Annotated in this window: 20 protein-coding genes and 1 pseudogene; 8 read left to right on the forward strand and 13 right to left on the reverse strand. The window is 61.7% G+C overall.

Annotated elements, in window-relative coordinates; all coding sequences use genetic code 11:
• Positions 1-144: 144 nt before the first annotated feature.
• Entirely contained in the window at positions 145-1,122 is a 978-nt protein-coding gene (locus FG385_RS32585; protein WP_139100662.1) for an AraC family transcriptional regulator, read from the reverse strand.
• Positions 1,123-1,923: 801 nt separating this feature from the next.
• Between FG385_RS32585 and FG385_RS32590 the strand changes: the two genes are divergently transcribed.
• On the forward strand, positions 1,924-2,136 hold the full coding sequence (locus FG385_RS32590) for a biotin/lipoyl-binding carrier protein (RefSeq protein ID WP_139100663.1): 213 nt from the start codon (positions 1,924-1,926) through the stop codon (positions 2,134-2,136).
• A 66-nt stretch (positions 2,137-2,202) separates the two neighbouring features.
• On the opposite strand, the gene FG385_RS32595 is transcribed toward FG385_RS32590, so the two are convergent.
• The 5 genes from FG385_RS32595 to ccrA all read right to left on the reverse strand — a co-directional run bounded on the left by FG385_RS32595 (position 2,203) and on the right by ccrA (position 7,894).
• Positions 2,203-3,132, reverse strand: coding sequence for an aldo/keto reductase (locus FG385_RS32595; RefSeq protein WP_139100664.1), 930 nt, complete (start codon positions 3,130-3,132; stop codon positions 2,203-2,205).
• A 49-nt stretch (positions 3,133-3,181) separates the two neighbouring features.
• Positions 3,182-4,573 carry an acyl-CoA carboxylase subunit beta gene (locus FG385_RS32600; protein ID WP_235022931.1) on the reverse strand — a complete coding sequence of 464 codons (1,392 nt, stop codon included), beginning with the start codon at positions 4,571-4,573 and terminating at the stop codon, positions 3,182-3,184.
• A 36-nt stretch (positions 4,574-4,609) separates the two neighbouring features.
• Positions 4,610-5,605 (reverse strand): 3-oxoacyl-ACP synthase III family protein, encoded by a 996-nt coding sequence (locus FG385_RS32605; RefSeq protein WP_139100666.1) that lies wholly within the window; start codon positions 5,603-5,605, stop codon positions 4,610-4,612.
• Between the two features lie 30 nt (positions 5,606-5,635).
• Positions 5,636-6,499 carry a 3-hydroxybutyryl-CoA dehydrogenase gene (locus FG385_RS32610; RefSeq protein WP_200834764.1) on the reverse strand — a complete coding sequence of 288 codons (864 nt, stop codon included), beginning with the start codon at positions 6,497-6,499 and terminating at the stop codon, positions 5,636-5,638.
• A gap of 63 nt (positions 6,500-6,562) precedes the next feature.
• Entirely contained in the window at positions 6,563-7,894 is a 1,332-nt protein-coding gene (gene ccrA, locus FG385_RS32615) for a crotonyl-CoA carboxylase/reductase (RefSeq protein ID WP_139100667.1), read from the reverse strand.
• A 390-nt stretch (positions 7,895-8,284) separates the two neighbouring features.
• Here ccrA and FG385_RS32620 point away from each other — a divergent pair, with 390 nt between their 5' ends.
• From FG385_RS32620 to FG385_RS32630, 3 genes are all read left to right on the forward strand, one after another.
• On the forward strand, positions 8,285-9,337 hold the full coding sequence (locus FG385_RS32620) for a class I SAM-dependent methyltransferase (RefSeq protein ID WP_139100668.1): 1,053 nt from the start codon (positions 8,285-8,287) through the stop codon (positions 9,335-9,337).
• A gap of 259 nt (positions 9,338-9,596) precedes the next feature.
• On the forward strand, positions 9,597-10,601 hold the full coding sequence (locus FG385_RS32625; protein WP_139100669.1) for a 3-oxoacyl-ACP synthase III family protein: 1,005 nt from the start codon (positions 9,597-9,599) through the stop codon (positions 10,599-10,601).
• An 18-nt stretch (positions 10,602-10,619) separates the two neighbouring features.
• Positions 10,620-11,402 (forward strand): SDR family NAD(P)-dependent oxidoreductase, encoded by a 783-nt coding sequence (locus FG385_RS32630; RefSeq protein WP_139100670.1) that lies wholly within the window; start codon positions 10,620-10,622, stop codon positions 11,400-11,402.
• A 148-nt stretch (positions 11,403-11,550) separates the two neighbouring features.
• On the opposite strand, the gene FG385_RS32635 is transcribed toward FG385_RS32630, so the two are convergent.
• Together FG385_RS32635 and FG385_RS32640 are read right to left on the reverse strand one after the other, a co-directional pair.
• A complete protein-coding gene (locus FG385_RS32635; protein ID WP_139100671.1) occupies positions 11,551-12,264 on the reverse strand; it encodes an SDR family oxidoreductase in 714 nt (237 codons plus the stop codon).
• 64 nt (positions 12,265-12,328) lie between these two features.
• Complete coding sequence (locus FG385_RS32640; RefSeq protein ID WP_139100672.1) at positions 12,329-13,090, reverse strand: SDR family NAD(P)-dependent oxidoreductase; 762 nt, start codon at positions 13,088-13,090, stop codon at positions 12,329-12,331.
• An 818-nt stretch (positions 13,091-13,908) separates the two neighbouring features.
• On the opposite strand from FG385_RS32640, the gene FG385_RS32645 reads away from it, so the two are divergent.
• Positions 13,909-15,252, forward strand: coding sequence for an ABC transporter substrate-binding protein (locus tag FG385_RS32645; RefSeq protein WP_160148945.1), 1,344 nt, complete (start codon positions 13,909-13,911; stop codon positions 15,250-15,252).
• 121 nt (positions 15,253-15,373) lie between these two features.
• On the opposite strand, the gene FG385_RS35175 is transcribed toward FG385_RS32645, so the two are convergent.
• Together FG385_RS35175 and FG385_RS35180 are read right to left on the reverse strand one after the other, a co-directional pair.
• Positions 15,374-15,973 (reverse strand): transposase, encoded by a 600-nt coding sequence (locus FG385_RS35175; protein WP_235022933.1) that lies wholly within the window; start codon positions 15,971-15,973, stop codon positions 15,374-15,376.
• 150 nt (positions 15,974-16,123) lie between these two features.
• Complete coding sequence (locus FG385_RS35180; RefSeq protein ID WP_235022936.1) at positions 16,124-16,345, reverse strand: helix-turn-helix domain-containing protein; 222 nt, start codon at positions 16,343-16,345, stop codon at positions 16,124-16,126.
• 292 nt (positions 16,346-16,637) lie between these two features.
• Here FG385_RS35180 and FG385_RS35760 point away from each other — a divergent pair.
• Both FG385_RS35760 and FG385_RS32660 read left to right on the forward strand, forming a co-directional pair.
• Positions 16,638-16,727, forward strand: a pseudogene (locus FG385_RS35760) (hypothetical protein); the annotation flags it as partial.
• Entirely contained in the window at positions 16,724-18,325 is a 1,602-nt protein-coding gene (locus FG385_RS32660; RefSeq protein WP_139100674.1) for a phthiocerol/phthiodiolone dimycocerosyl transferase family protein, read from the forward strand. The pseudogene FG385_RS35760 and the gene FG385_RS32660, both read left to right, overlap by 4 nt.
• A gap of 691 nt (positions 18,326-19,016) precedes the next feature.
• Here the strand turns inward: FG385_RS32660 and FG385_RS35765 are convergent.
• Complete coding sequence (locus FG385_RS35765; RefSeq protein ID WP_407645585.1) at positions 19,017-19,109, reverse strand: hypothetical protein; 93 nt, start codon at positions 19,107-19,109, stop codon at positions 19,017-19,019.
• Between the two features lie 82 nt (positions 19,110-19,191).
• A complete protein-coding gene (locus FG385_RS35190) occupies positions 19,192-19,359 on the reverse strand; it encodes a helix-turn-helix domain-containing protein (protein ID WP_235022934.1) in 168 nt (55 codons plus the stop codon).
• A 145-nt stretch (positions 19,360-19,504) separates the two neighbouring features.
• Here FG385_RS35190 and FG385_RS32675 point away from each other — a divergent pair, with 145 nt between their 5' ends.
• Positions 19,505-20,539, forward strand: a complete 1,035-nt coding sequence (locus FG385_RS32675; protein ID WP_200834765.1) for an ISAs1 family transposase — start codon at positions 19,505-19,507, stop codon at positions 20,537-20,539.
• A 52-nt stretch (positions 20,540-20,591) separates the two neighbouring features.
• Here FG385_RS32675 and FG385_RS35195 read toward each other — a convergent pair whose 3' ends face one another.
• Positions 20,592-20,813: a hypothetical protein gene (locus tag FG385_RS35195; RefSeq protein WP_235022935.1), complete on the reverse strand. Its 222-nt coding sequence runs from the start codon at positions 20,811-20,813 to the stop codon at positions 20,592-20,594.
• Between the last annotated feature and the right edge of the window lie 702 nt (positions 20,814-21,515).

Raw genomic sequence — 21,515 nt, forward strand, 5'->3', positions numbered from 1 at the left:
GGATGCCCCTCCGTCACAGACTCCGACGTGAACAACCTGCGGCTCGAATCGGTCACGGTGCTCGTCACATCCCATCAAACTCAATCGGGCACAACGACTCGTCAGTATCGGCAGCCTTCGGCGGGGCGGCCTCGCTGCGCCGGACTAGCGGGCAAGTGTCTGCCTCGGGGTCTCATCAAATCGGCGCCGATAGGCCGCGGCGAAATGCCCGAGGTGCAGGAATCCCCAGCGCGTTGCGACCTCGTGTACCCGCACCTCATCGGGGCGGGCCGCGTGGAGCGTGTCGTGCACCCGCTGCAGACGGACGTTGCGCAGGTAATCCATGGGTGTGCACTCCAGCTCCTGCCGGAACTTGTTCTGCACCGTCTTGGGCGTTACCCCTGCGGCACGAGCCAGGCTCGTCGCGGTGTGGGCCCACTCTGGATGTGACTCCATCAGTTCCAGCACGGTTCGGACCACTCGGTGCGGTGCCGCATGTTCTCGTCCAGTGTGGGCGAGGTCGTAGTTGCAGGGTTGGGTGCGCAGCAGCCCCAGCATCACTTGTTGTTCGACGCGCGTTCTGATCAGCGGCTCGGCCAGCAGTGTGTCGGGACGGTTCAGCTCGTTCGCCAGCCACATGGTCATCCGCTGGAACGCCGGCCCATAGCCGGTGGCGAGATCCATGGTGAGTGCGAACGCCAGCGGGCGGTCCAGCGGACGGTCGAGCACGTCCCGTACCAGCGCCTCCAACGGCGGCCGCTCGATCCGAATGATCAATCGGGCGCAATCGGCCGACAAGCGCATCGACAGGTGCTCTGTGGGTCGCGGCACGGACGCCAATCCGGGCATCGTGTCCGTCTGCTCACGCCCGCACCGGATTCGCGCCTTGCCGCTGACCGGCATCTGGACCACGAAGAACGAGTCCAGCCTGCCCGGTTCGACATACACGTCCCCCCCGTAGGACACGTAGTTCAGCGCGATCGCTGGGCTCATGCGGTGCGAGTGCACCCTGGCGTCAAGGCGTTTCTCGCGCCCCTTCAGCGTCATGCGATGCCGACAGAAGATCTTCTCGACCCCCTCGCGGACGTCGTCAACGTCGGTGGAGTGCAATAGTTGGTGACGATCAAGAAAGAAATCCGGCATACTGTCGTCTCCGCGGCCTCTCCAACAATGACCAAGATTACCCGACACGAAGTAGCGTCGATTCGGCTTCCAAGCGCATATAGCAATTTTCCCGATCCTCGCCACAGGTCAGAAAGGCGCTGACTTTAGCCCGACACATCTCCGGACTGGGCGGCCGGGAGTTTTGTAGGCTAGAAGCCGCCCTCGCGCCGGGGAACCGATTGGCAAGGACGCGACCATTCGGCGGCATGAGGATCAAGAAGTGAGGGGGAGGCCGCCGATGGTTCGCCATCGGGCTACATCGGGGCGTCTTCTGGATTGCCATGACCTGGTTTCGATCGATAGGAAAGATGACATGCCCCCAGCCACGAAGCGAGCGGATCGCGAGCGGAGCGAAGCAGCAGGTAGTCGTTCGTCTCTGGGCAGCACTGCGCTCCCTGAGTTGGAAGACCAGTTCAAGAACCCCTTGCCCGTGTGGTCGTCAAAGCGGTCGGGGACCCGCCTGCCGCCATCTTCCGATGTCCGCAAGCGGCGACCGACGGGCAGTCCACCGACGACGCCAATTGGCCAGCCGGCTGCGGAGTCGTCCATGTGCTCACCCGCGAACGTTTTCTCCTCGCCCCGGTCGAAACCCACCGGGTGGATGCGGACCCGGTGAAGAGAAGGCGATGTTGGCCTCGATGCCGGAGCTTCTGCGTCCGGTCGCGCAGGCTTCGTGGTCGGCACCAGTGTGGACGCCACTAATGTGGCGCCAGAGCTTTCGCTGGTTGCCGAAACCGGCGCGGGGGACACAGGAACATCGAAGGTTCAAAGGGGATAGCTATGGTCGAACTTCGGGCGGAGATCGTGGCCACTGTGCTGAAGGTCTTCGTCGAGGTGGGCCAGGATCTGCTGCCGGGCGACGCGGTGGTGCTGCTCGAGTCAATGAAGATGGAGATCCCTGTGCTTGCCGAGTCGGCTGGTCGGCTGTGCCATCTCAACGTCGGAGAGGGGGACACCGTGGCAGAGAGCGAAGTGCTAGCGAACATAGAGTGATGCTGGGGCAGAGGGAGACTCGGACAGCATGTGCTGGAGACCGGGTTAGGGCCCGTCGTCTCAAGTTCAATTGTTTTCGATGAGGCCGCTGTGCCAGGACAACGCCTGGACGTCCGTAGTCACGGTGAGTACGGCGGACAGGAGGTCCTCGTCGATCGGTGAGGACTCCGCAGCGATCGCAGAATCCAGATGCTTCGCGTTCGTCGTGCCCACTACCGTGGTGGCCGCGCCCGACCGCTGGATCGAGAACTGGTTGGCAAGGAACGCCACATCAACGCCACGTTTCGCGCATACGTCGACCGCCCGCCGCGCAGCCGCCCTGATCTGTTCCCCCGCGGGGACGGCGATCCGCGACCCAGTCGGGGTCAACAGCCCCAACGCGACCGCGGCCGCATTGATCAGTCCCACCCCACGCTGCTCGCACAGCGGTGCGAATTCGGTGGACAGCTCGGTATTAAGCAGAGTGTAATGGGCATAGGACAGGACGACATCGAGGTCGGTTTCGCGGACTGCGCGACATAGGGTCTTCAGCGAATACCCGGTCATTCCGATATAGCGGCACTTGCCCTCGTCCCGCAGCCGCAAGAGCTCGGCATAGGAGTCAGCAAAAACCTCGTCCAGATTGACGAACTCGATATCGTGCAGCTGGAGGATGTCGACGTAGTCGGTCTCCAGCAAGTCGAGACTCCGGTGCAGGCTCTCCCGCAGCCGCCGCGGCGTGAAATCGAAATCATCGAGGCCATACCGACCGGCCTTCGTGCCGATCACGACGTGCTCGCGACGATGACGCAACGCCATGCCGAGCCGTCGTTCCGCCAGCCCACCCCCGTAGTACGGGGACGAGTCGAAGAACGTGATGCCCGCGCCGAGCGCTTTGTGCACGGTCGTGATCGCGTCGGTCTCCGCCACCGCGCCGAACATGTTTCCCAGCGGTGCCGTCCCAAAAGACACCGCGGATACCGTCAGATCCGTTTTGCCAAGCGTACGATAACGCACGTCACGTCACCTCAATACCCGCGACCGGGCCCGTACATGCTGCCTCTCCTCACAACGGGATGTTGCCGTGAATACCGCGTCGGCCGGTGCAGCGAGCCAACGCCCGCGCGACTTCGTGCCGAGTGCGCCCAGGCGGGATGACTTGGTCGATCACGCCTAGGCCGAGCCCCTCGACGACACCGCCGCTCGCCCGCAGGTGGTCCGCGACCAGGTCCGCTTCCAGTGACGGCCGTTCTTCCTCGGGTGTCGCGGCCAGCCGTCGACGGTGCAGCAGGCGCACCGCCGCGGTCGGGCCCATCACCGCAATCTCGGCGTCAGGCCAGGCAAGCACGTGATCAGCGCCCAGTCCGCGGCTGTTCATGGCGATGTAGGCGCCGCCGTAGGCCTTGCGCAGAATCACCGTGATCCGTGGCACCCTGGCCTCCGCGAACGCGTGCAGCAGTTTCGCGCCGCGCCGGACGACGCCGCCCCATTCTTCGGTCACCCCTGGCAGGTAGCCCGGCACATCGACCAGCACGACCAGCGGAATGCCGAAGCTGTCGCACATCCGCACGAATCGCGCCGCCTTCTCCGCCGAGAGCGAATCCAGGCACCCGCCCTTACGCAGAGGATTGTTCGCCACCACGCCGACCGTGCCGCCGCCCAACCGACCCAGCGCCGTGACCACGTTGCGAGCCCAGCCGGCGTGCAATTCCACCGGTGGAGCGTCGAGCACACGGTCGATGACTGGATGGATGTCGTAGGCCCGGCGTGCACGGTCGGGTAGCAATCCGGCGAACGAACGGTCGGGTGCCAGCGCCGGATCACAGCGTCCCGGCGCGCCGACCAGGCCCACGAGTACGGCAGCCTGCTGGTACGCCTGTGACTCCGACTCTGCGATCATGTGGGTAACCCCACTGCACTGGCCATGCGCGTCTGGCCCGCCCAACTGTTCGGCGTCGATCTGCTCTCCGGTGACCTCGCCGATAATCGCCGGCCCGGTGACGAAGACGCGCGCGTCCGGCGCCATGATCACGATGTCGGTGAGGGCCGGCCCATAGGCGGCCCCTCCGGCGGCAGGCCCGAGCACGACCGAGATCTGGGGTATACGTCCGGAAGCGCGGGTGATCACCTCGAACACGCGCGCCACCGCCTGCAGGCTGCGCACCCCGTCCTGCAGCCGTGCCCCCGCGGAATGCCACAGTCCCACGATCGGTAGCCGATGGCGCAGGGCGTGTTCGTGGGCAGCGACAATCACCGCGCAGTTGCCCGTGTGCAGCGCGCCGGCGCTGACGCTCGGGTCGACCGCGAACACGACGGCGGGCACCCCGTAGACATCCGCTGTTGCCCAGACCGCGCCGTCGCGGTCCTGTTGTTCGACAACGGTCCGCGCGTCGGCAAGCAGCCGGATACGACATCGAGGACGACGACTGTCCTGCTCGCTACTGGCCACAGCGGTCACGGCGTGCACCTCCAGTTTCTTGCTTGAGCAAGGTCCTCATGACACGCCGGGCTCACGCCACCGCAGCAGGCAGTGCCCCATCGACATACCTCCGCCGAACGCGGTCAACAGCACCAACTCGCCGTCACGTAAGGCGCCGTTGCGGCGCGCGTCGTCGAGGGTCAATGGCACCGAGGCGCTGCCGACGTTTCCGTACCGTTCGAGCGTGCGATGAGTCTGCGCGTTGACGAATCCGGCGCGCGCGCCCAACTCGTCAAGGAGCACTCCGTTCGGCTGGTGGGGGATGACATGCGCGACAGCGGAGTGGGGGATGCCGGCGTCTCGCATCAGCCGTGCCTGCGCGGCGGGCACCTCGTCCAGGACGAACTCGCGAACGCGCCGCCCCTCCATCTGGAAGAAGTGCTGACCGAACTCGATGGTGTCGTGGCTGGGCGGCACCCGGGTCCCGCCAGCCTCGACCCGGATCAGATAGTGGCAGTCACCTCGGGAGGCGAGATCGGTCCGCAGGATTCCGTACCGCTCCTGAACCGCACCGACGACCGCGGCCCCGGCACCGTCCCCGAGCAGAACGGCCGTGCGGTGGTCGTGGAAATCCACGCACCGGGAGTACAGATCTGCCGCGATCACCAACGCATGCGATCCGGGCCGGGCGCTCACCAGGCTGTGTGCGAGCTCGAGCGCGTAGATGAAACCGCTGCACACGGCGTTGATGTCGAACGCGGCAGCGTTCCACGCGCCAAGCAGTTCCTGCGCGAGGCATGCTGTCGGCGGCTGTGGAGAATCCGGCGTGGACGTCGACACGATGAGGAAATCGATGTTGTCCTCGGTGAGCCTCGCATCAGCCAACGCCGATCTGCCCGCTCGCCCGGCCAGATCGGAAGTCGCCTCATCTGGAGCGGCGAACCGCCGTGCGCCTATCCTGGTCTTGCGGAGAATCCATTCCTCGGTAGTGCCAGTCAATTCGGCGATCTCCGCGTTAGAAATCTCCTGCTTTGGTAGATATGATCCGGTTCCGAGAATCCCGATTGCCATACCGTAGCTCCTACCCGGTGAACAGTCACGTTATTTACCATATTGATGGAATCCGGCTCCGGTCTTCCTGCCAAGCATGCCCGCCTCCACCATCCGGGACAGCAGTGGTGGCGCGACATATTGTGGTTCTCGGTACTCCCGCTGCATCGCATCCGACACGTCCGCGATGGTGTCCAACCCGATCATGTCGATCAGTGCCAGTGGCCCGATCGGATAAGCACAGCCCAACATCATCGCTCGATCGATGTCCACCGCCGATCCGAAGCCCGATTCGACCATCCGAATCGCCGACAACAAGTAGGGAATAAGGAGCGCGTTGACAATAAAGCCGCACCGGTCGTGAGACCGGACGATCTCCTTGCCCAACACATCGGTTAGGAAACGCTCAGTGCGCGCGAGAGCCTTCTCGTCGCTGACCAGCGTCTCCACCAGTTCCACCAGGGGGAGGGTGGGTGCGGGGTTGAAGAAGTGGATGCCCAGCACATGCTCCGGACGCCGGGTGACTCGGGCCAGCTTCATGATCGGGATGACGGACGTGTTGGAAGCGAGGATCGCGTCCGGGTTGGTGACCACCTGGTCTAGCCGCGAGAAAAGGATCCGCTTGACCGCCTCGTCTTCGGTCACCGACTCGATGACCAGGTCCTGCTTGGCGACGGCGTCGAGGTCGGTCGCGAACGACACCCGGGCGAGCGCGTCATCGCGCTGGGCTTCGCCGATGCGGTTCTTGCGAACAGCGTGGTCCAACGATCTCGTCAGCTTCGTCCGGCCCGCGCCTGCCGAGGCGGCGGCGCGCACTACGACCACGACCTCGATTTGCCGGCGAACGCAAAGCTCGGCGATCCCTGACCCCATGACGCCGCACCCGATGACACCGATGTGGCGAATATCATTCATCCGGTCCTCCCGCATTTGTGTCATCCGGTATGTCCACAAGTGGTTCTCGATGGGACGCGGTCATCAGCCGGACCGAAGCATGGCGAGCCGGTCTTCACCGACGGCGGCGCGCCGGGCGGGATCGGTGATGCCCAATCCTGCCCGGGGCGCCAGGCACAACACGCCGACCTTTCCGATGTGCTTGTTGGTCTGCACCAAGCGTGCCGCCTCACCGACGTCGTCTAGCGGGTACAGGGCCGACAGCATCGGCACGATGCTCCCGAGGCTTATTAGTCGGTTACATTCCCATTGCTCGGCCAAGTTCGCCACATGGCTTCCCACAATCCGTTTGAGCTTCATCCACAAGTAGCGGTTGTCGTAGTGGTGGCGGTACCCCGTTGACGAGCCGCACGTCACGACCACTCCGCCGCGGCGCACCACGAACACGGAGATCCCGAACGTCGCCTGCCCCACGTAGTCGAAGACGACATGGGGGTCCTCACCGACCTCGCGCCGAATTGCCGCGCCCAACCGCCGTCCCAGTTTCAGGGTAAGAGTCGGATCGTCCCCCGTATGGCTATCGAGCCCCAGCTCTTGCCGATTGAGCACGACCTTGCACCCGAGTGCACGCGCCAACTGTGCCTTGCGCTCCGAGCCGACGACCCCGACTGCGATGCCACCACCGTTGCGGACGAACTGGGCCGCATACGCGCCCAGGCCTCCGGTGGCACCCCAGACCAGTACCACGTCACCTTGTTTGATGCGGGCACCGTGCTCGCCAACCAGCATGCGATACGCGGTCCCCGCGCACAGGGTGTTGCAGGCGGCTTCCTCCCACGACAGATGTGCCGGCTTCGGAATCAGCTGGCTGGCGCGCACGACCGCGTAGTGCGCGAGTCCGCCGAAATTGGTCTCAAAGCCCCAGGCCAGTTGACCGCCACCCATCATGCCGTCGGCGTGCGTGCCTGGTTCCTGATCGTCGACGTAGGCCGGGCTCACCACCACGTGATCGCCGACCGACCAGTGTCGTACCCCCGACCCGAGCCTCACCACCACCCCAGCGGCGTCGGACCCCACCACCTGATAGGGCTGATCGTGCCGCGCCTGCCAGTGTCCCTGCCGAGCGAACTGCTCGAGAAATCGAAAGGTCGGTACCGGCTCGAACATCGCCGACCACACCGTGTTGTAGTTAATCGAGCTGGCCAGTACGGCGATCAGCACCTCATCAGGTGCAAGCTGCGGCATCGAGACCGTGCCGACCCGCAGCGACTTGCGCACGTCCTTGTCGGCCACCCCGTGAAACATGTCAACGTCCTCGCGGCGGAGATGCGCCGCGAGGTAATCCTGCGGCGGAGTCAGTCGTTCCAGGTCCTCGCGTGACGCCCCACTCATGACCGCCTCAGCCAACGCATCCATCGATTCCCCGTCGCTCGTACCCATTCATTGCCGCGCATCCGTCTGCCGTGTGTCGCCAATGGGTCTGTTTCTGTGATACACGGCAGAGGAGGCGCGTGAAATCCCCGACGCGATTGCGTCGGTCCGACCAGCGAGCACGCCCACCCTTCGGCCGAACGACGGCGCGAATCGGATCGGCGAAGTCGCCTTTCGGATTTCCCGAGTGCGGACGAACATCGTATTAAGGATAAGATAAAGACGACTGAGAGTGCATTTGGCCAGCACTAACATGCTACGCCGGAAGTTGGCAAGGTCAGATGGCCAACATATGTGTCGCGGTATCCGCCTGCATTAATGCATGAACGCTAGGACCGGCAACCGATTGGCCAACTTGGAGTCGACCAAGGCAGGATGAAAGCGAGGATTGCTAGAGGTATGGTCACTACTCGACCCGCATCCAGCGGTACTGAAAATGCATACGGCTGGCCATTTGAATTTGAAAGAATTCCGAACGACGAATGGGCCTCAAGAACGATTCATGAGTCGGCTTTAAAATATGACGAGCATCGTTCCACGGCTATTGGCCAGAGCTTGGAACCTACCGTCGCACAGATACTGACTGTGCTTGACGAGACGAAGATTTTCGTCGATTACTCTTGTGGCACAGGCCTGCTCACAGAGCGTATTTTAGCCAACTATAGTAGTAATACACGGATCTTGAATGCTGATGTCTCGAAGAAGTATCTAAATATTGCTTTGAACAAATTTAGAAACGATCAGCGAGTCGCCGTTCGTCTGCTGAAACGCCTCCATGTGGAATCCGGATTCCAGTCAATTCGTGATGTTCTCGATGACGCATTGATCAAGCGCGGAGTAGACATCCTTACGTCAACTAATGCGATTCACTTGTATCCGGACGTCGCGGCCATCGCCGAATCATGGAACCGAATACTGAGACCGGGAGGCTTAGCTCTTATCAATACTGGAGATATGAGCAATACCGCCAGAAAGGTGGCCGACTGGCGGTTGCACGACACGGTAGAGAACGTCAACCAGTTGGCGCGCGACGCGATCAAAGACGAATCGCGATTCGAAAAGTATAGAGACAGCGTGGCGGATGCCGATTTGATGAGGTCCTACGCACAACTACGAAATTCCTTTTATCCTCCGGTTAGACCGGTCGATTTCTACCTGGACTCCCTGTCTTCGGCGGGCTTGTCTGCGTTGCACGCATTCGAGCTGTCGATCCCCATATCACGATCAGACCTAGCTGCCACCCTCATCCCTTACCACGACGTGGTATTGGGATGGGTTGGAGGGTCCACGAAGGTTGAAGGTGAAGCGCCGTCCCACGCTTGTCTGCGCGATCGCCTCTTCTTGATCAGGTATTGCGTCCAGAAACTTTACGGCGAACGTGAGTTTTTCCTGGCGCCTTGGACGTACATCACGTGCAAGAAAGGTTAGATGTTTAGCATAGTGCTGTGCTCAAATGCAACGAATGGCCATAATCGCGAATCGTGATTGCTATCCCCTGCGCGAGGTGTGGATTACAATGCTAGGCCGTTAAAGTCTGAGCGGTATCGTGCTTCCTCGGACTCTGATGGGTGCTGCTTAGTCAGTACCCCGTCGACCGGCGTCACGAGTACGACTTCAAACTGCCGTTGGGGCTGGTGTCGTCAGCAAATGTGGATGTGGCTGAAGTACTGAGAAATCGGGGTAGGTAGTGAATACGGCGATCGTTGGTACGGGATCGTATCTTCCAGCTCACGTGCTCACGAGTGTGGAACTGGGAGAACGTCTCGGTGTCGGTGAGCGGTGGATCACGGACAAGACGCTGATTCGGGAGCGTCGTGTGGCAGCGCCGGACGAAGCTACCTCAGATCTGGCGACGCGGGCGGCGCAGGCCGCACTGAGCGCCGCCGGTGCCCAGCCGCTTGAGCTCGATCTGATTGTGCTGGCCACGTCAACACCGGATCGGCCGATTCCGGCGGCCGCGTGCACGGTCCAAGCGAACCTGGGCGCCTCCCATGCTGTCGCGTTTGACGTCGACGCGGTGTGTACGGGATTCATCTACGCACTCAGCGTGGCGCGAGCAATGTTGCTTGAGGATAGGCAGGCTGATACGGCCGTCGTGATTGGTGCCGACACCTATTCGCGAATCCTGGACTACACAGATCGCAGCACTGCTGCGCTGTTCGGCGATGGTGCTGGGGCCCTGGTCCTACGCAAGTGTGGGCATGACGGACTCTTCAGTACCGTGCTCGGCACGGATGGGACACTCGCTGACCTTGTGCAAATGCCGGCAGGCGGGAGCCGGACCCCGCCCAGCGCGGACACGGTTGAATGCGGTCAGCATTACTTCGCGATGAGAGGCCGCGAAGTACGGGCGCTCACGGCGAAAGTGGTGCCGCAATTGATGGCCGACTTGTTGGAGCGTGCCCGGTTGGATCTCGCTCAAGTGGATGCGTTGGTTCCTCATCAAGCAAACGGCATTATGTTGCGGGATTGGGCGTCCGAACTGGGCCTGAGGCCGGGGATCATGCACACCACTGTCGAGCACTACGGCAACACCGGTGCCGCCTCGGTCCCTATTACGCTCGACCACGCCGTCCGTGGCGGGAGTATTCACGGCGGCGATACGGTCGTCATGGTCGCACTAGGTGGCGGAGTCACGTGGGGCGGCACCGCAGTCACCTGGGTGTCGCCCCGTGACGTCCGGGATTACTAACGGTGGCGATGGTGTGACATGGGGTTCGGGCTGAAAGACCGAGTCGTGGTCGTTACCGGAGCAACTCGCGGCGTCGGGCAGGCGCTGGCCAGCGCGTTCGCTTGTGAGGGCGTTCGCTTAGGACTACTAGCGCGCGACGCCCGGGCGCTTGCAGACGTCGCTGGAAGGCTGCCTGCAGAGGTCGTCCCGGCTGCATGCGAGGTGTCCGACGCGGACGCGGTGGCGGAGGCGTTCGACCAGATCGCCGACCGGTGGGGACGGGTCGACTCTGTGGTGGTCAATGCTGGCCTGTCCCTTACTCCGCGACATTCTGATGGCGATATTTCGCTCGAGCCGCGTCGTGTGCAGAATCTGCCGTTGCCAACCTGGCACCGTTTGCTAGCGGTCAACCTAACTGGGGCGTTCCTTACGGTTCGGGCTGCTTATCAGCATCTCTTGCCGTCGCATCGCGGGCGGGTGGTATTCGTGTCTTCTGTGATGGCGCGGACGCCGCGCCATGGTGTAAGCGGCTACGCGGCCTCCAAAGCCGGGGTAGAAGGGCTGACTCGTGCGGTGGCGGCAGACTGGGCTGCCGACAACATTTGCGTTAACGCTGTCGCTCCAGGATTTATCAACGCAGGACGCGGCAGGATCGTCAGCGGGTCCGGACCGATGCAAGATGACGTTCTGCCCCGCATTCCGTTCCGTCGACTGGGCACCGCCACCGAATTGGCGAACACGGTGCTGTTCCTTGCTGGCGACGCGGCAGGATTCTTGACCGGCCAGGTTATTGCCGTCGACGGTGGTTACGGGTTGGACTGACAACCCGCCAGCGTGGGTCACCAGGTCAACGACATAGGTTCGACGGAACCTTGCGAACTCTGTAACCAGGAGTGGCACGGTCGAAAAGAACTAGTACCCGGAACCGATTTGTTTTGCCTTCGAACGCTGGGACGACATGACCCGCCCATTATTTCGGGGAGCCGACTGGCCTGACGGTCAGGGTGTTGACGTCGACGCCGGATGGCTGGGTGATTGCCCATACGATGGAGGCGGCAACCTGATCGGGGCTCAGGTACCCGCCGGGCCGATCGCGTCGAGGGCCGCCGATCGGGTCGAAAAAGGTGGTCTCCACTCCTCCGGGAGATATCAGGGTGACACCGATGCCATCGCCGGTCACCCGCAATCGGGTGTTCTCAGCGAGTCCTGTGATCGCCCACTTTGTCATACCGTAGATGTTGCCCGGAAGGTGCGTAAGACCGGCGATACTACCGACGAGGACAATCCGGCCTTGGGTCCGCCTCAGCGCCGGCAGCGCTGCGTTGATCAGTAGCGCGGGGCCGAGCACGTTAGTCAGAACCATCTCGCGCCAACCGCGAGGATCTCCATCGGCAACGTCGTCGTCGTGCGTGGCGAAGCCGGCGTTGGCGATGGCGGCGTCCAACCGCCCAAATGCGTCGAGGGTCGACTTCACGGCAGACCCTACCGCTTCGTGGTCGGCTGCGTCGCCAGGGAGTGTTAGAAGCTCGGCCGGTCTACCGACCTCCTCCGCGAGCCGCTCGAGGTGGCAGCGGTCACGTCCTGTGACCGCAACGCGATGCCCTCGAGAGAGCAACTGGTGCGCGGTCGCGGAGCCGATGCCGCGGGAACCGCCGGTGATCAATGCGACAGGACCGTCAGACATGCCGGCACCTTTACCACGTAACACGTTTGCCGCCGTACGGACTATCGTTTCGAGGACGGCTGATTCAGATGAGGCGCGTTCCCGCGTCAATTGAGAGTACGGTAGCGTTGAGGAACCGATTTTCAACTATGTGTTGAACGAGAGCGGCGAATTCTTGGGGGTCGCCCCTGCGGCACGGATACAAAACGAGGTCCGTAACTCTTTCGAGAATATTTTCCGGCAAGGAATTTGCCAATGGTGTGTCGAATGGTCCAGGAGTGATGGTGGCGACCCGGATGCCGAGCGACGCAAGGTCACGCGCGGCTGGAAGCATAAGACCGATCAATCCTGCTTTGCTGGCGGCATAGGCGACCTGGCCGCGCTGTCCCTGAGTAGCGGCAATCGACGATACGTTGATGATTACGCCTCGCTCGTTGTCGATGCCCGGTTCGTTCGCCGCCATGCGCTCTGCGCAAAGTCGCATCACGTCGAATAAACCGATCAGGTTCACTTCCACGACCCTGCGAAATTCGTCGAGCGGAAGAGCCTTGCCATGCCTGACGACTTTTCCTGCGGGCCCGATTCCAACAGTGTTGAGGCAGACGTCGACTCGGCCGAATTCCTTGTCCAGTGTCGCCATCGCCGTCTCTACCTCGGAGTGCTTCGATACATCTGCCGGCAGCGCGAGTGCCCTTGACCCCAGGGAATCGCATAGTGAAGCGAGGGATGCAGCGTCGGCGTCGAGGACCGCAACACGCGCTCCGTCCTTGATGAATTGCACTACTGCCGCGCGGCCTAGTCCTGACGCTCCGCCGCTAACAAGTGCGACACGTTGATCGAGTTCCATCAGCGCCTACCGTTTCTATGGGGTCAATTGTTGGATGCGGCAGATGGACTCGGAGATGCCCGTCATCAGGAACGGGAGAGGATCGTTACCGTTGCTGTGGCGGCGTTGGATCCCGGTAGCACCCGCCGTTCTCCGCCAGGGCAAGGCAGGCTCGCGAACTTGGCGGATTCCGGACCGGTCGCTGAGTTGGTCGCAAAGTTCAGCAATCTGATCGAGACCGGTGGCACTTAGCTAGCCGATATCCCTATTCTTGAGTCCTCCGCTCGGATTGATCCGGAGATTGTCTCCGACGGCCATCCCCCGAGCCTGCATGAGCTTGAGTGCGCCTCCTGGACAGCACAACCCAAGGCTGTTCCATCGCGATCAGCTCGGCTGGTGCGGCGGAGTCGTGACATTTCGCAACGTCGAACTGGTCAGGTGTAACCCAGCCACTGTATAGGCCTGCGCGGATGTCGTCCTGACCGCTGCTTTCCGCCGAGCGGAATCAACGCAATGATCCGGTTCACGGCTGGAGCCATCATCACACTGCAGTGCTTGGTAAGTACTGTCGATGTGGCGTGGCGTATTCTCCGTCCGGAGGGTGAACGATGATCATTCGCTTATTGTCTCGATGTCACAAAGGGACTCTCGTCCGAGCAGGTGTCAGGCTCGCGGTCGTCGCGGTCGCCATGGTCCTGGGGGTGGCTGGTTGTACGTCGGGGGGTGGGGGAGCGAAGTCGGAGGGTAAGCCCGTCTTGCGGCTTGGATTGGGGACACACGGGAAGTCGTTGAATCCTGCCGAGGATCCTACCGCCACCCCCAGCGATGTAATGCGTTCCTTGACGAATGAGTCGATCATTCATATGAATCCGGATGGGTCGTTGGGGCCGGGACTGGCCACGTCGTGGCGCTACGTCGGCAGCGACAACACCGACTTTGAGTTCACGCTACGCGATGATGCGCGCTTCTCTGACGGAACATCGGTGAACGCAGACGCGGTAAAGAGATGGCTCGAGTACTTCCCATCCGCGCATGGGCCGGCTGCCAGTTATATGGCCCTCAAGTCGATCAAGACAGTAGGTGAGTGGACGGTGCAGCTGGATCTTTCCTCTCCGAACCCTGATGTCCCGGTACTGCTGTCTGAGGCCTTCCACTGGGGTGCGGTGTCGTCACCGAAAGCAGTGGCTGATCCGTCGGTGCTCGGGACCAGAACGTTCGGTGGCGGACAATACACAGTCGATCCGGCAGCGTCGGTGACCGGCAGCAAGTATACGTTGGTGCCGAACAAGTTTTACTACGACCCGTCTCGGATCCGGTTCAGCAAGGTCGTCGTCGAGGTCATCGAGAATCCATCGTCCAGGCTCGCGGCGATAGGCTCCGGGCAGCTGGACGTTGCGTTCGGGGATCAGGCGACGGCCGCTCAGGCCAAGACGGCAGCAATGAATGTATTGACAGTGCCGTATGGTACGGGCGGGCTAGTCATTACTGATCGGGTCGGCAAGCTAGCAAAGCCGTTGGGTGATGTGCGTGTTCGCCAAGCATTGAACTATGCGCTGGATCGGGACGCGATCACCACTGGCCTTTTCGGAGAAGCCGCGACCCCGACTTCCGTATATCTTACGATCAACGGTTTTGATCCGAGCGACCGGAACCATTATCCGTACGATCCAGAGATGGCAAAGTCGCTTCTCGCGGCGGCCGGTTACCCGAGCGGATTCACTGTGAAAGTTCTCGTTGCTGGGGTGGCTGGGCAGTATGGGCTCGCTCTTGCCCAGGCAATTGGTAAGTACCTCGCGGCTGTGGGGGTGAAGTTGGATATCAAGACGGCGGCGACCGGAGGCGAGTTCCAGCAGATGCTGCCCACCTTCCCCGTGCTTGCCGGAGGGGGACCAGCGAACCCAATGACGCAAATATATGCGGCGTTCTTTTCTCAGGGCGGGCCGGGAAATCCCTTCAATTTCAATTCGAGCGCACTCGACACCCTGTACCAGCAGGCCATTACGGCGCCCGCCGACAAGACTTCGCAGTATTGGCGTCAAATGTCGCAAGAAATTGCTCGACAGGCATACTTTGTTCCGGTTGTCGAACAGGAGATGTTCTGGTATTCGTCCAAGAATGTCCACGGTGTCGCAGCAAATATGCGGAGCTTGTATCCGTTTGCGACGGAATGGAGCCTCGGGTGACTGCTGCCTCGCCGGATGCGGCTCCCCGCGGCGTGGTAGCAGAGTCACGCGATCTGGGGCATTGCTGTTTGCCCAAAAGCCGGTCCTTCCCGTGACGCTGTGCCTTGTCAAGCAACGTTCGTCATGTAATCGGGTGTCGGATGGGTGAGTTGATCGCGAAATGACGTTTTGGTTGAGCGCGCGTGTTGCGCCAGCGGACGTAGTCGCCGACTGCGGTGTTCTGCTCGGTGTGGCCGCGGTGGCCGGTGCCGTCGAGGGCGAAGTAGCGCAGTGCGGTGAACTCACACTCGATCCAGTTCAGCCGGGAGGCGTTGGTCGGCAAGAACACCAACTCGATGTTGTCCGCGCACCACGCCGGCACCTCGGGCCGCTTGTGTGGCCCGTAGTTGTCCATCACCAGGTACAACCGCTCGCCCGGCCGGCGGCGACGCAGCATCTTGAGCTTGAGGATATCGAGGAACTGGGGCCAGCGTTTCCGGGTGCGGATGCGGTAGGTCATCCCGCTGGTGGCCAAATCCAGGGAGGCAAGCATGTGCCGCACCCCCTGGGTGCGGGTGTAGGTCGCCCGCTGCCGCACCGGACGGCCCGCCGGCCGCCACGCCCTGCCTTTGCCGGGCATCAGGTTCAGCGGCCCGAACTCGTCTACACAGATCACCCGGCCATCAGGCGGCCGGGTGTCATACAAGTCGAGCACGCGGCGCATCTTGGGCAGAAACTCCACATCGTTGCTGGCTTTCTACGTGTTGGTGGACTGCCAGGTGATGCCGCAGTCGTGCAGGATGTGCCGCATCGTCTCGCGCCTGATCGCCGTGACCATGCCGGTGCCGACGAGGTAGTCACACAGTTTGGCCAGCGACCAGGTCGAAAACGGCTAGCCCAGGGCTCGGGGGTCGCACCTGGCGATCGCACAGATCCGTGTCTGTGCGGTGTCATCGATCGTCTTCGGTGCGCCCCCGCTCCATTTTGGGTCCAACGCGGCAAATCCCGTCTCGTTGAAGTCGTGGATCACCTGGCGGATATAGCGTTGCGAGACCTGAGCCAAATCAGCGATGTCGGGCACTGGCCAACCCTGAGCCGACGCACGCACAATCATCGCCCGACGCAGCCGCACCCGATCTTTCGCGGTGCGGTTGATTGCTGCAACCGCTGCCCCTCGCGATCGACAACGGCCGCACGAACACCTCCGGGGGCGCGAGCCACAATCGTCCTTCCTCGTCCCATTGCCACGTTCGGGATCAGGGTGGACCCACTCACCGCAAAGATCAATTACGACACCAACCAAAATTGACGAGGCACTAGACAATCGATCAGTGGTATGACGGTCTACGGGGAGATGTGGAAATGTGTGCTGCGCGCCGGCAGTATAGGGAGACAAGGCTGAGACGCTAGAATTGGTGGTCAACTCGGGTCGGCCGGTGTCTGAGGTTGCCCGGGATCTGGGAATCAACGAGGGAACGCTTGGGGTGACTGGGTGAACGAGGCGAAGAAAAATGGCACGTTCAAGGAGAACCCGCTCGAGGCGGAATACGGAACCGCCGCCACCGTCTACCACGGCCCCATGCACCCTCTACACTCAAGCGTCGCTCAACCCAAGTGGGCGCCGCACAACCACGAACGACACGGGAGGGCAGCCCTCGAACGCGTGTCCGTTCGTCGATCGCTGCCCAGACGTGATCGAAATCTGCAGCGTGAATCGACTACAACTCGGCACCATCCACCACCGCACCCACGTGCCTGCCACCCGATGGAACGAGTTCCGACCAGGCGACATCGACAATTCCGCCGCAACCCCAGCCATCTGGGCGTGGCGGCAAAGAAAGGAAGTCTTATGGCCAGTATTGAAGACACGCCAAAAATGGAACGTTATTTAGACTTTCAAGAAGCGCCCAAATTATATCGCAATTCTACGATGTTTGTCGAATATCAAGGTTCCGTAGATGGAAGCGTCCTCGCCCGTGCTTACAGCGCACTTTGCGACCGCCACCCCGTGTTACGTGCGCGAATCCGCTTCGATGAGTGGGGCGACCTATTGTATGTAACACCCGATCACGGTCCTGAGTTTGTTGTGTGTCAAGGGAACGCGGAAACCCTGCGGTCGATGGCACTCGCCGAAGATTGGGATCCCGCCGACCATGTGGCACAACTGACCCTGATTCGGCGAGCAACTGGTGGATTCGTGGCCATGCGTACAACTAACGCGATCGCTGACGGTGTAACAAAATTTGCTCTGATGCGTGAGATGTGGGATCTCTATACTAGTATCCTTCATGGTCGCACCATTCCGCCCGTCACTACGGCTTCATTTCCGCGATCCCCGGTAGAATTATTGCGGGAGCGATCGAGTCTTGACCCAAGATCGGCCGATCGTTACGAATCGACCCACCGATCGAAGGAACGAATGACGCCCGTTCGGGAGCCTAGTGCATCTCAACTATCCGACTGCACTACGCGGCGCATTACCCTCAGTGAGGAGGACACGGCGAAACTGGTGGTGGCCGCTCATGTCCACAACTCCACGATGTACGGTCTTCTTAGTGGAGTATGTGTCTTGGCCCACTCGCAGGGGCAGGCCACAGACGAGAGCCCGACAACGGTTCTGACACCAGTGAATCTCCGACCTCGAGTATCCCCGCCCATAGCGCCAACAGAAACCACGATGATGACGGGACTCTTCACGGCGACCGTGTCTGTCGAAGTCAATTCCACGGCGGGCACGATAGGCCGTGAAATTCGTTCACAGTTGGACTCATGGACATCAGCCCAGAGATTCTCGTTCCCGCTCCGAAATGATGTGATTTCAGCCGCGACAAGGGTCATTCAAATTAACAATATCGGCCTCAAACCCTCATATCATTTGCCGGACGAATTGCATATCGCGGATCACTTCGTCATCGCGCCGTATAATGATGAGAAGATTGACCCGGGACTTCTTTCTAGATACCATATTATGACTTACGACCAAAGATTGACGATACAGTGCGGATATCCTACGGCTCAGTTCTCTGAAAGTGATATAAATAGGCTGATTGAACGGATTGTGGACTCAGTCATAGGATTGATTTCGGCGAGTTGATCTCGTGCACTCAGCAGATTGGAGGTGATAACGCGGTCGTATCCGTTGAGCGCCAGCCGCAGATGCGATGAAGAAGCGGCCCCGGCTCCTCGCCGGTTCCAGCGGATACCGAGGTTGCAGTGGGCCGTACGCGACGATGGAGGCCACAATAGAAGCCTATTACTCCAGCCGGTGCGCCCGGTGATCAGGAGGTGACTGTCCGGCGGTCATGACGTGATCTGAAGCTCGTTGTCGCCTGCCGGTGTGTGTCCGGTCGGGGTAGCTGTCAGGAGGCCCGGTAGCAGGCTGGCGGCTCGGTCTGGAACGGGTCGGGTCGAAGCCCAGCGTCAAAAGGCCCGTTGGGGGAAGCGACTGAGCGGTCCGTAGCGGAAGCGAAGCCTGCCGCGTCGTTAGACATTGAGGGAGAGCCGAGCCGTGCGGCTCACGGTGAAGGCCATGGAAGCGGTGAAGACCTTGAAAGTGCAGCCGCGAAGGACTCCCCGGCGTAAGAGGGTGCGGAACGTTCAGAAGGTGATGGCGGGAACTGGGGAGGCCCTCCCCGGCCGAAGCGCGCTGTGAGTGGCGTGGACAAGTCCGTCCTAGCGGCCCGAACCCGTCCACGCAGAGCACACGCCCGTCGTGGGGTGGATGGTCGTAGAGGTCGAGGATGCGGGGTCATCTTGGTGGCGAAGTCCGGGTCCCGGCTGGCCTTTCAGGTCTTGGTTCGCTGCCAGGTGATTCCGGCCTTGCGCAGGATGCGCCGTGCGGTCTCGGCGGAGACGACCAGTCGACGGTGCTCGCGCAAATAGGCAGCGAGTTTGGGCAGGCTCCAGGTGGTGAAGGGTTGCCCGAGGGCGTGAGGGTCGCTGCGGGCGATGCGGCGCCTGTCAGATGAGCTGGCGGGCGGCCAGACCGAATTTAGCTGGTCGGCCGCCGCTCCATTTTGGGTCCAGCGCCGCGAACCCCTGGCCGTTGAACGCGTGGATCACCTCCCGCACGTAGTTCTCGCTGGCGGCGAACATCATCGCGATCTCGCCCGCAGACCGCCCCTGCACCCAGGGTCCCGGAAAGGTCCTTTGTGGGGCTGTGACCTGTGGAAACGTGGTGGCGGTCCGGCGTGGCGTGTGTGACAAATGAGGCCCGTGGGGCTGAGATGGAAGTTCTCACACTGACCCTCTCAGGCAAGGACCCCATCCGCTCGTGCCATCTTTCCCGATCGCCCCTGTCGGTGCCCGCCGGGGCGACCATGATCTGCTGAGCGTTTTGGCGCGGGTGCCCGATCCGCGTGACCCACGCGGGGTGCGGTATCCGCTGTCGGGGATGCTTGCGGTCGCGGTCTGCGCGGTGCTGGCGGGTGCCCGCTCGTTCGCCGCGATCGGGGAATGGGCGCTGGACCTGCGGGCGGACCAGCTCGGCCGGCTCGGGCTGGCCAAGGCACCGGTCGAGTCCACCCTGCGCAAACTGTTCGCCCGTCTCGATACTGTGGCGTTGGATCGTCAACTCGCTGTCGTTGCGTGGACCAGGACCCGGCACATCGCCGGCAGGCGCGTGATCGCGATCGATGGCAAGACCGTGCGCGGCGCCAGGACAGCCACCACAACTGCGCCGCATCTGATTGCCGCGCTTGACCACGCCACCGGGGTCGTGCTCGGACAGAACGCGGTCGCGGTGAAATCGAACGAGATCCCCGCAGTGAGAGACCTCCTTGCCGGGTTCACCTCCGCTGACCTGCACCGATGCGTGATCACGGTGGACGCGATGCACACCCAAGACGACACCGCCCAAGCGATCGTGAACGCCGGGGCGGACTACGTGTTCACCGTCAAGGCCAACAAGCCCACGCTCCTCAAGGCGCTCAAAGCCCTGCCCTGGAACAAAATCCCGGTCGGCTCCACCAGCACCAACCGCTCCCACGGGCGGCGAGCGACGCGCACCATCAAGGTCATCCAGACCCCCGCACTGTCCGGCTGGCCCGAATTCACCGGCGTCGCTCAGGTCGCGCAGCTGCGGCGCACCGCGACCCGTAACGGGAAGAAGACCATCGAGGTGGTCTACCTGATCACCTCCGCCGTCCACACGGACGCGCCCCCGGCTGTGCCGGCAGCCTGGGTGAAGGACATTGGTGCATCAAGAACAAGTTGCACCACGTCCGCGACGTCACCTTCGACGAGGACCGATCCCAGATCCGAACCGGCCACGCACCTCACGTCATGGCCTCGCTACGCAACACCGTGATCGGGATCCTGCGACTGACCGGCTGGAACAACATCGCCGCCGCCCTACGCCATCACGCCCGCGATCCCGAACGAGCCATCACACGCGCCCTGACCCGCCAAAACACGACCTTTCCGGAACCCTGCCCCTGCACCGACGCCAGCACGATCCCGGCCCGGCGCAGCCGAACCCGGTCCTGCATCGACCTGGTGATCTTCACCAACCGCTGGGCCTGCTCAGGCTCTAATTCGTTGACGAACACTTCGGGCTGACGAGCCATCGACACCACCTCCACGGGGGCAGCCTGCCAGGCGGGGTCAGCAGGACGGGCCGGGCCATGGGCTATTACCTCGCCAACCTTCTGCGTCGCGGCACTAGGTGTGACGTTCCTGATTGAGGTGGGCCAACTACAAATATTGGCCCACGTATGGCAGACTTAACGACCTCAGGGTGTTTTATAAGCTGATTTTGCAGCAGGAGACGCTTACTGCATCTGCGAATAAAATCTCGATAGAATTCTGCCCGCCCTAGCTGAGTTATGTCCTTATCGGAATTGACGTCATCAACTTGGTGATAAAGTCGATCGCGAAAATCGTTCGCACCAAATCCTCAAGGCCTGTTCGGCTGGACGCTGCAGCCAGAAGATCTGGCCCGTTAAGTCGAACAGGATTACGTTCCAATAACCTAACTCGCGCCGTTGTTGGATAGTACGAAATGGGCGCTCGAAATCATCTATGACTATCGGTGATATCAATTTTGACATGTCTACAATCCTATCCAAACTTTCTTATGTCGTCGTTTTCGGTGAAGAACTATGCTGTGTTGAGGTCCATGCAGCGTAGATGCCAATCACTTCATGTGGGCGACGCGGGAGCCGCAAGAGACGTTATTGCAGCAGAATTTAATTCCGTGTGCAGGTTGAGCTTCCCCCCGGATCGTGGAGGACTCCTCTATGCGGCTCGGTTGGACGCACTGGTCTCGTAGTCGATCGGAGATT

The sequence above is a fragment of the Amycolatopsis alkalitolerans genome, assembly GCF_006152065.1.
GTDB lineage: Bacteria > Actinomycetota > Actinomycetes > Mycobacteriales > Pseudonocardiaceae > Amycolatopsis_E > Amycolatopsis_E alkalitolerans.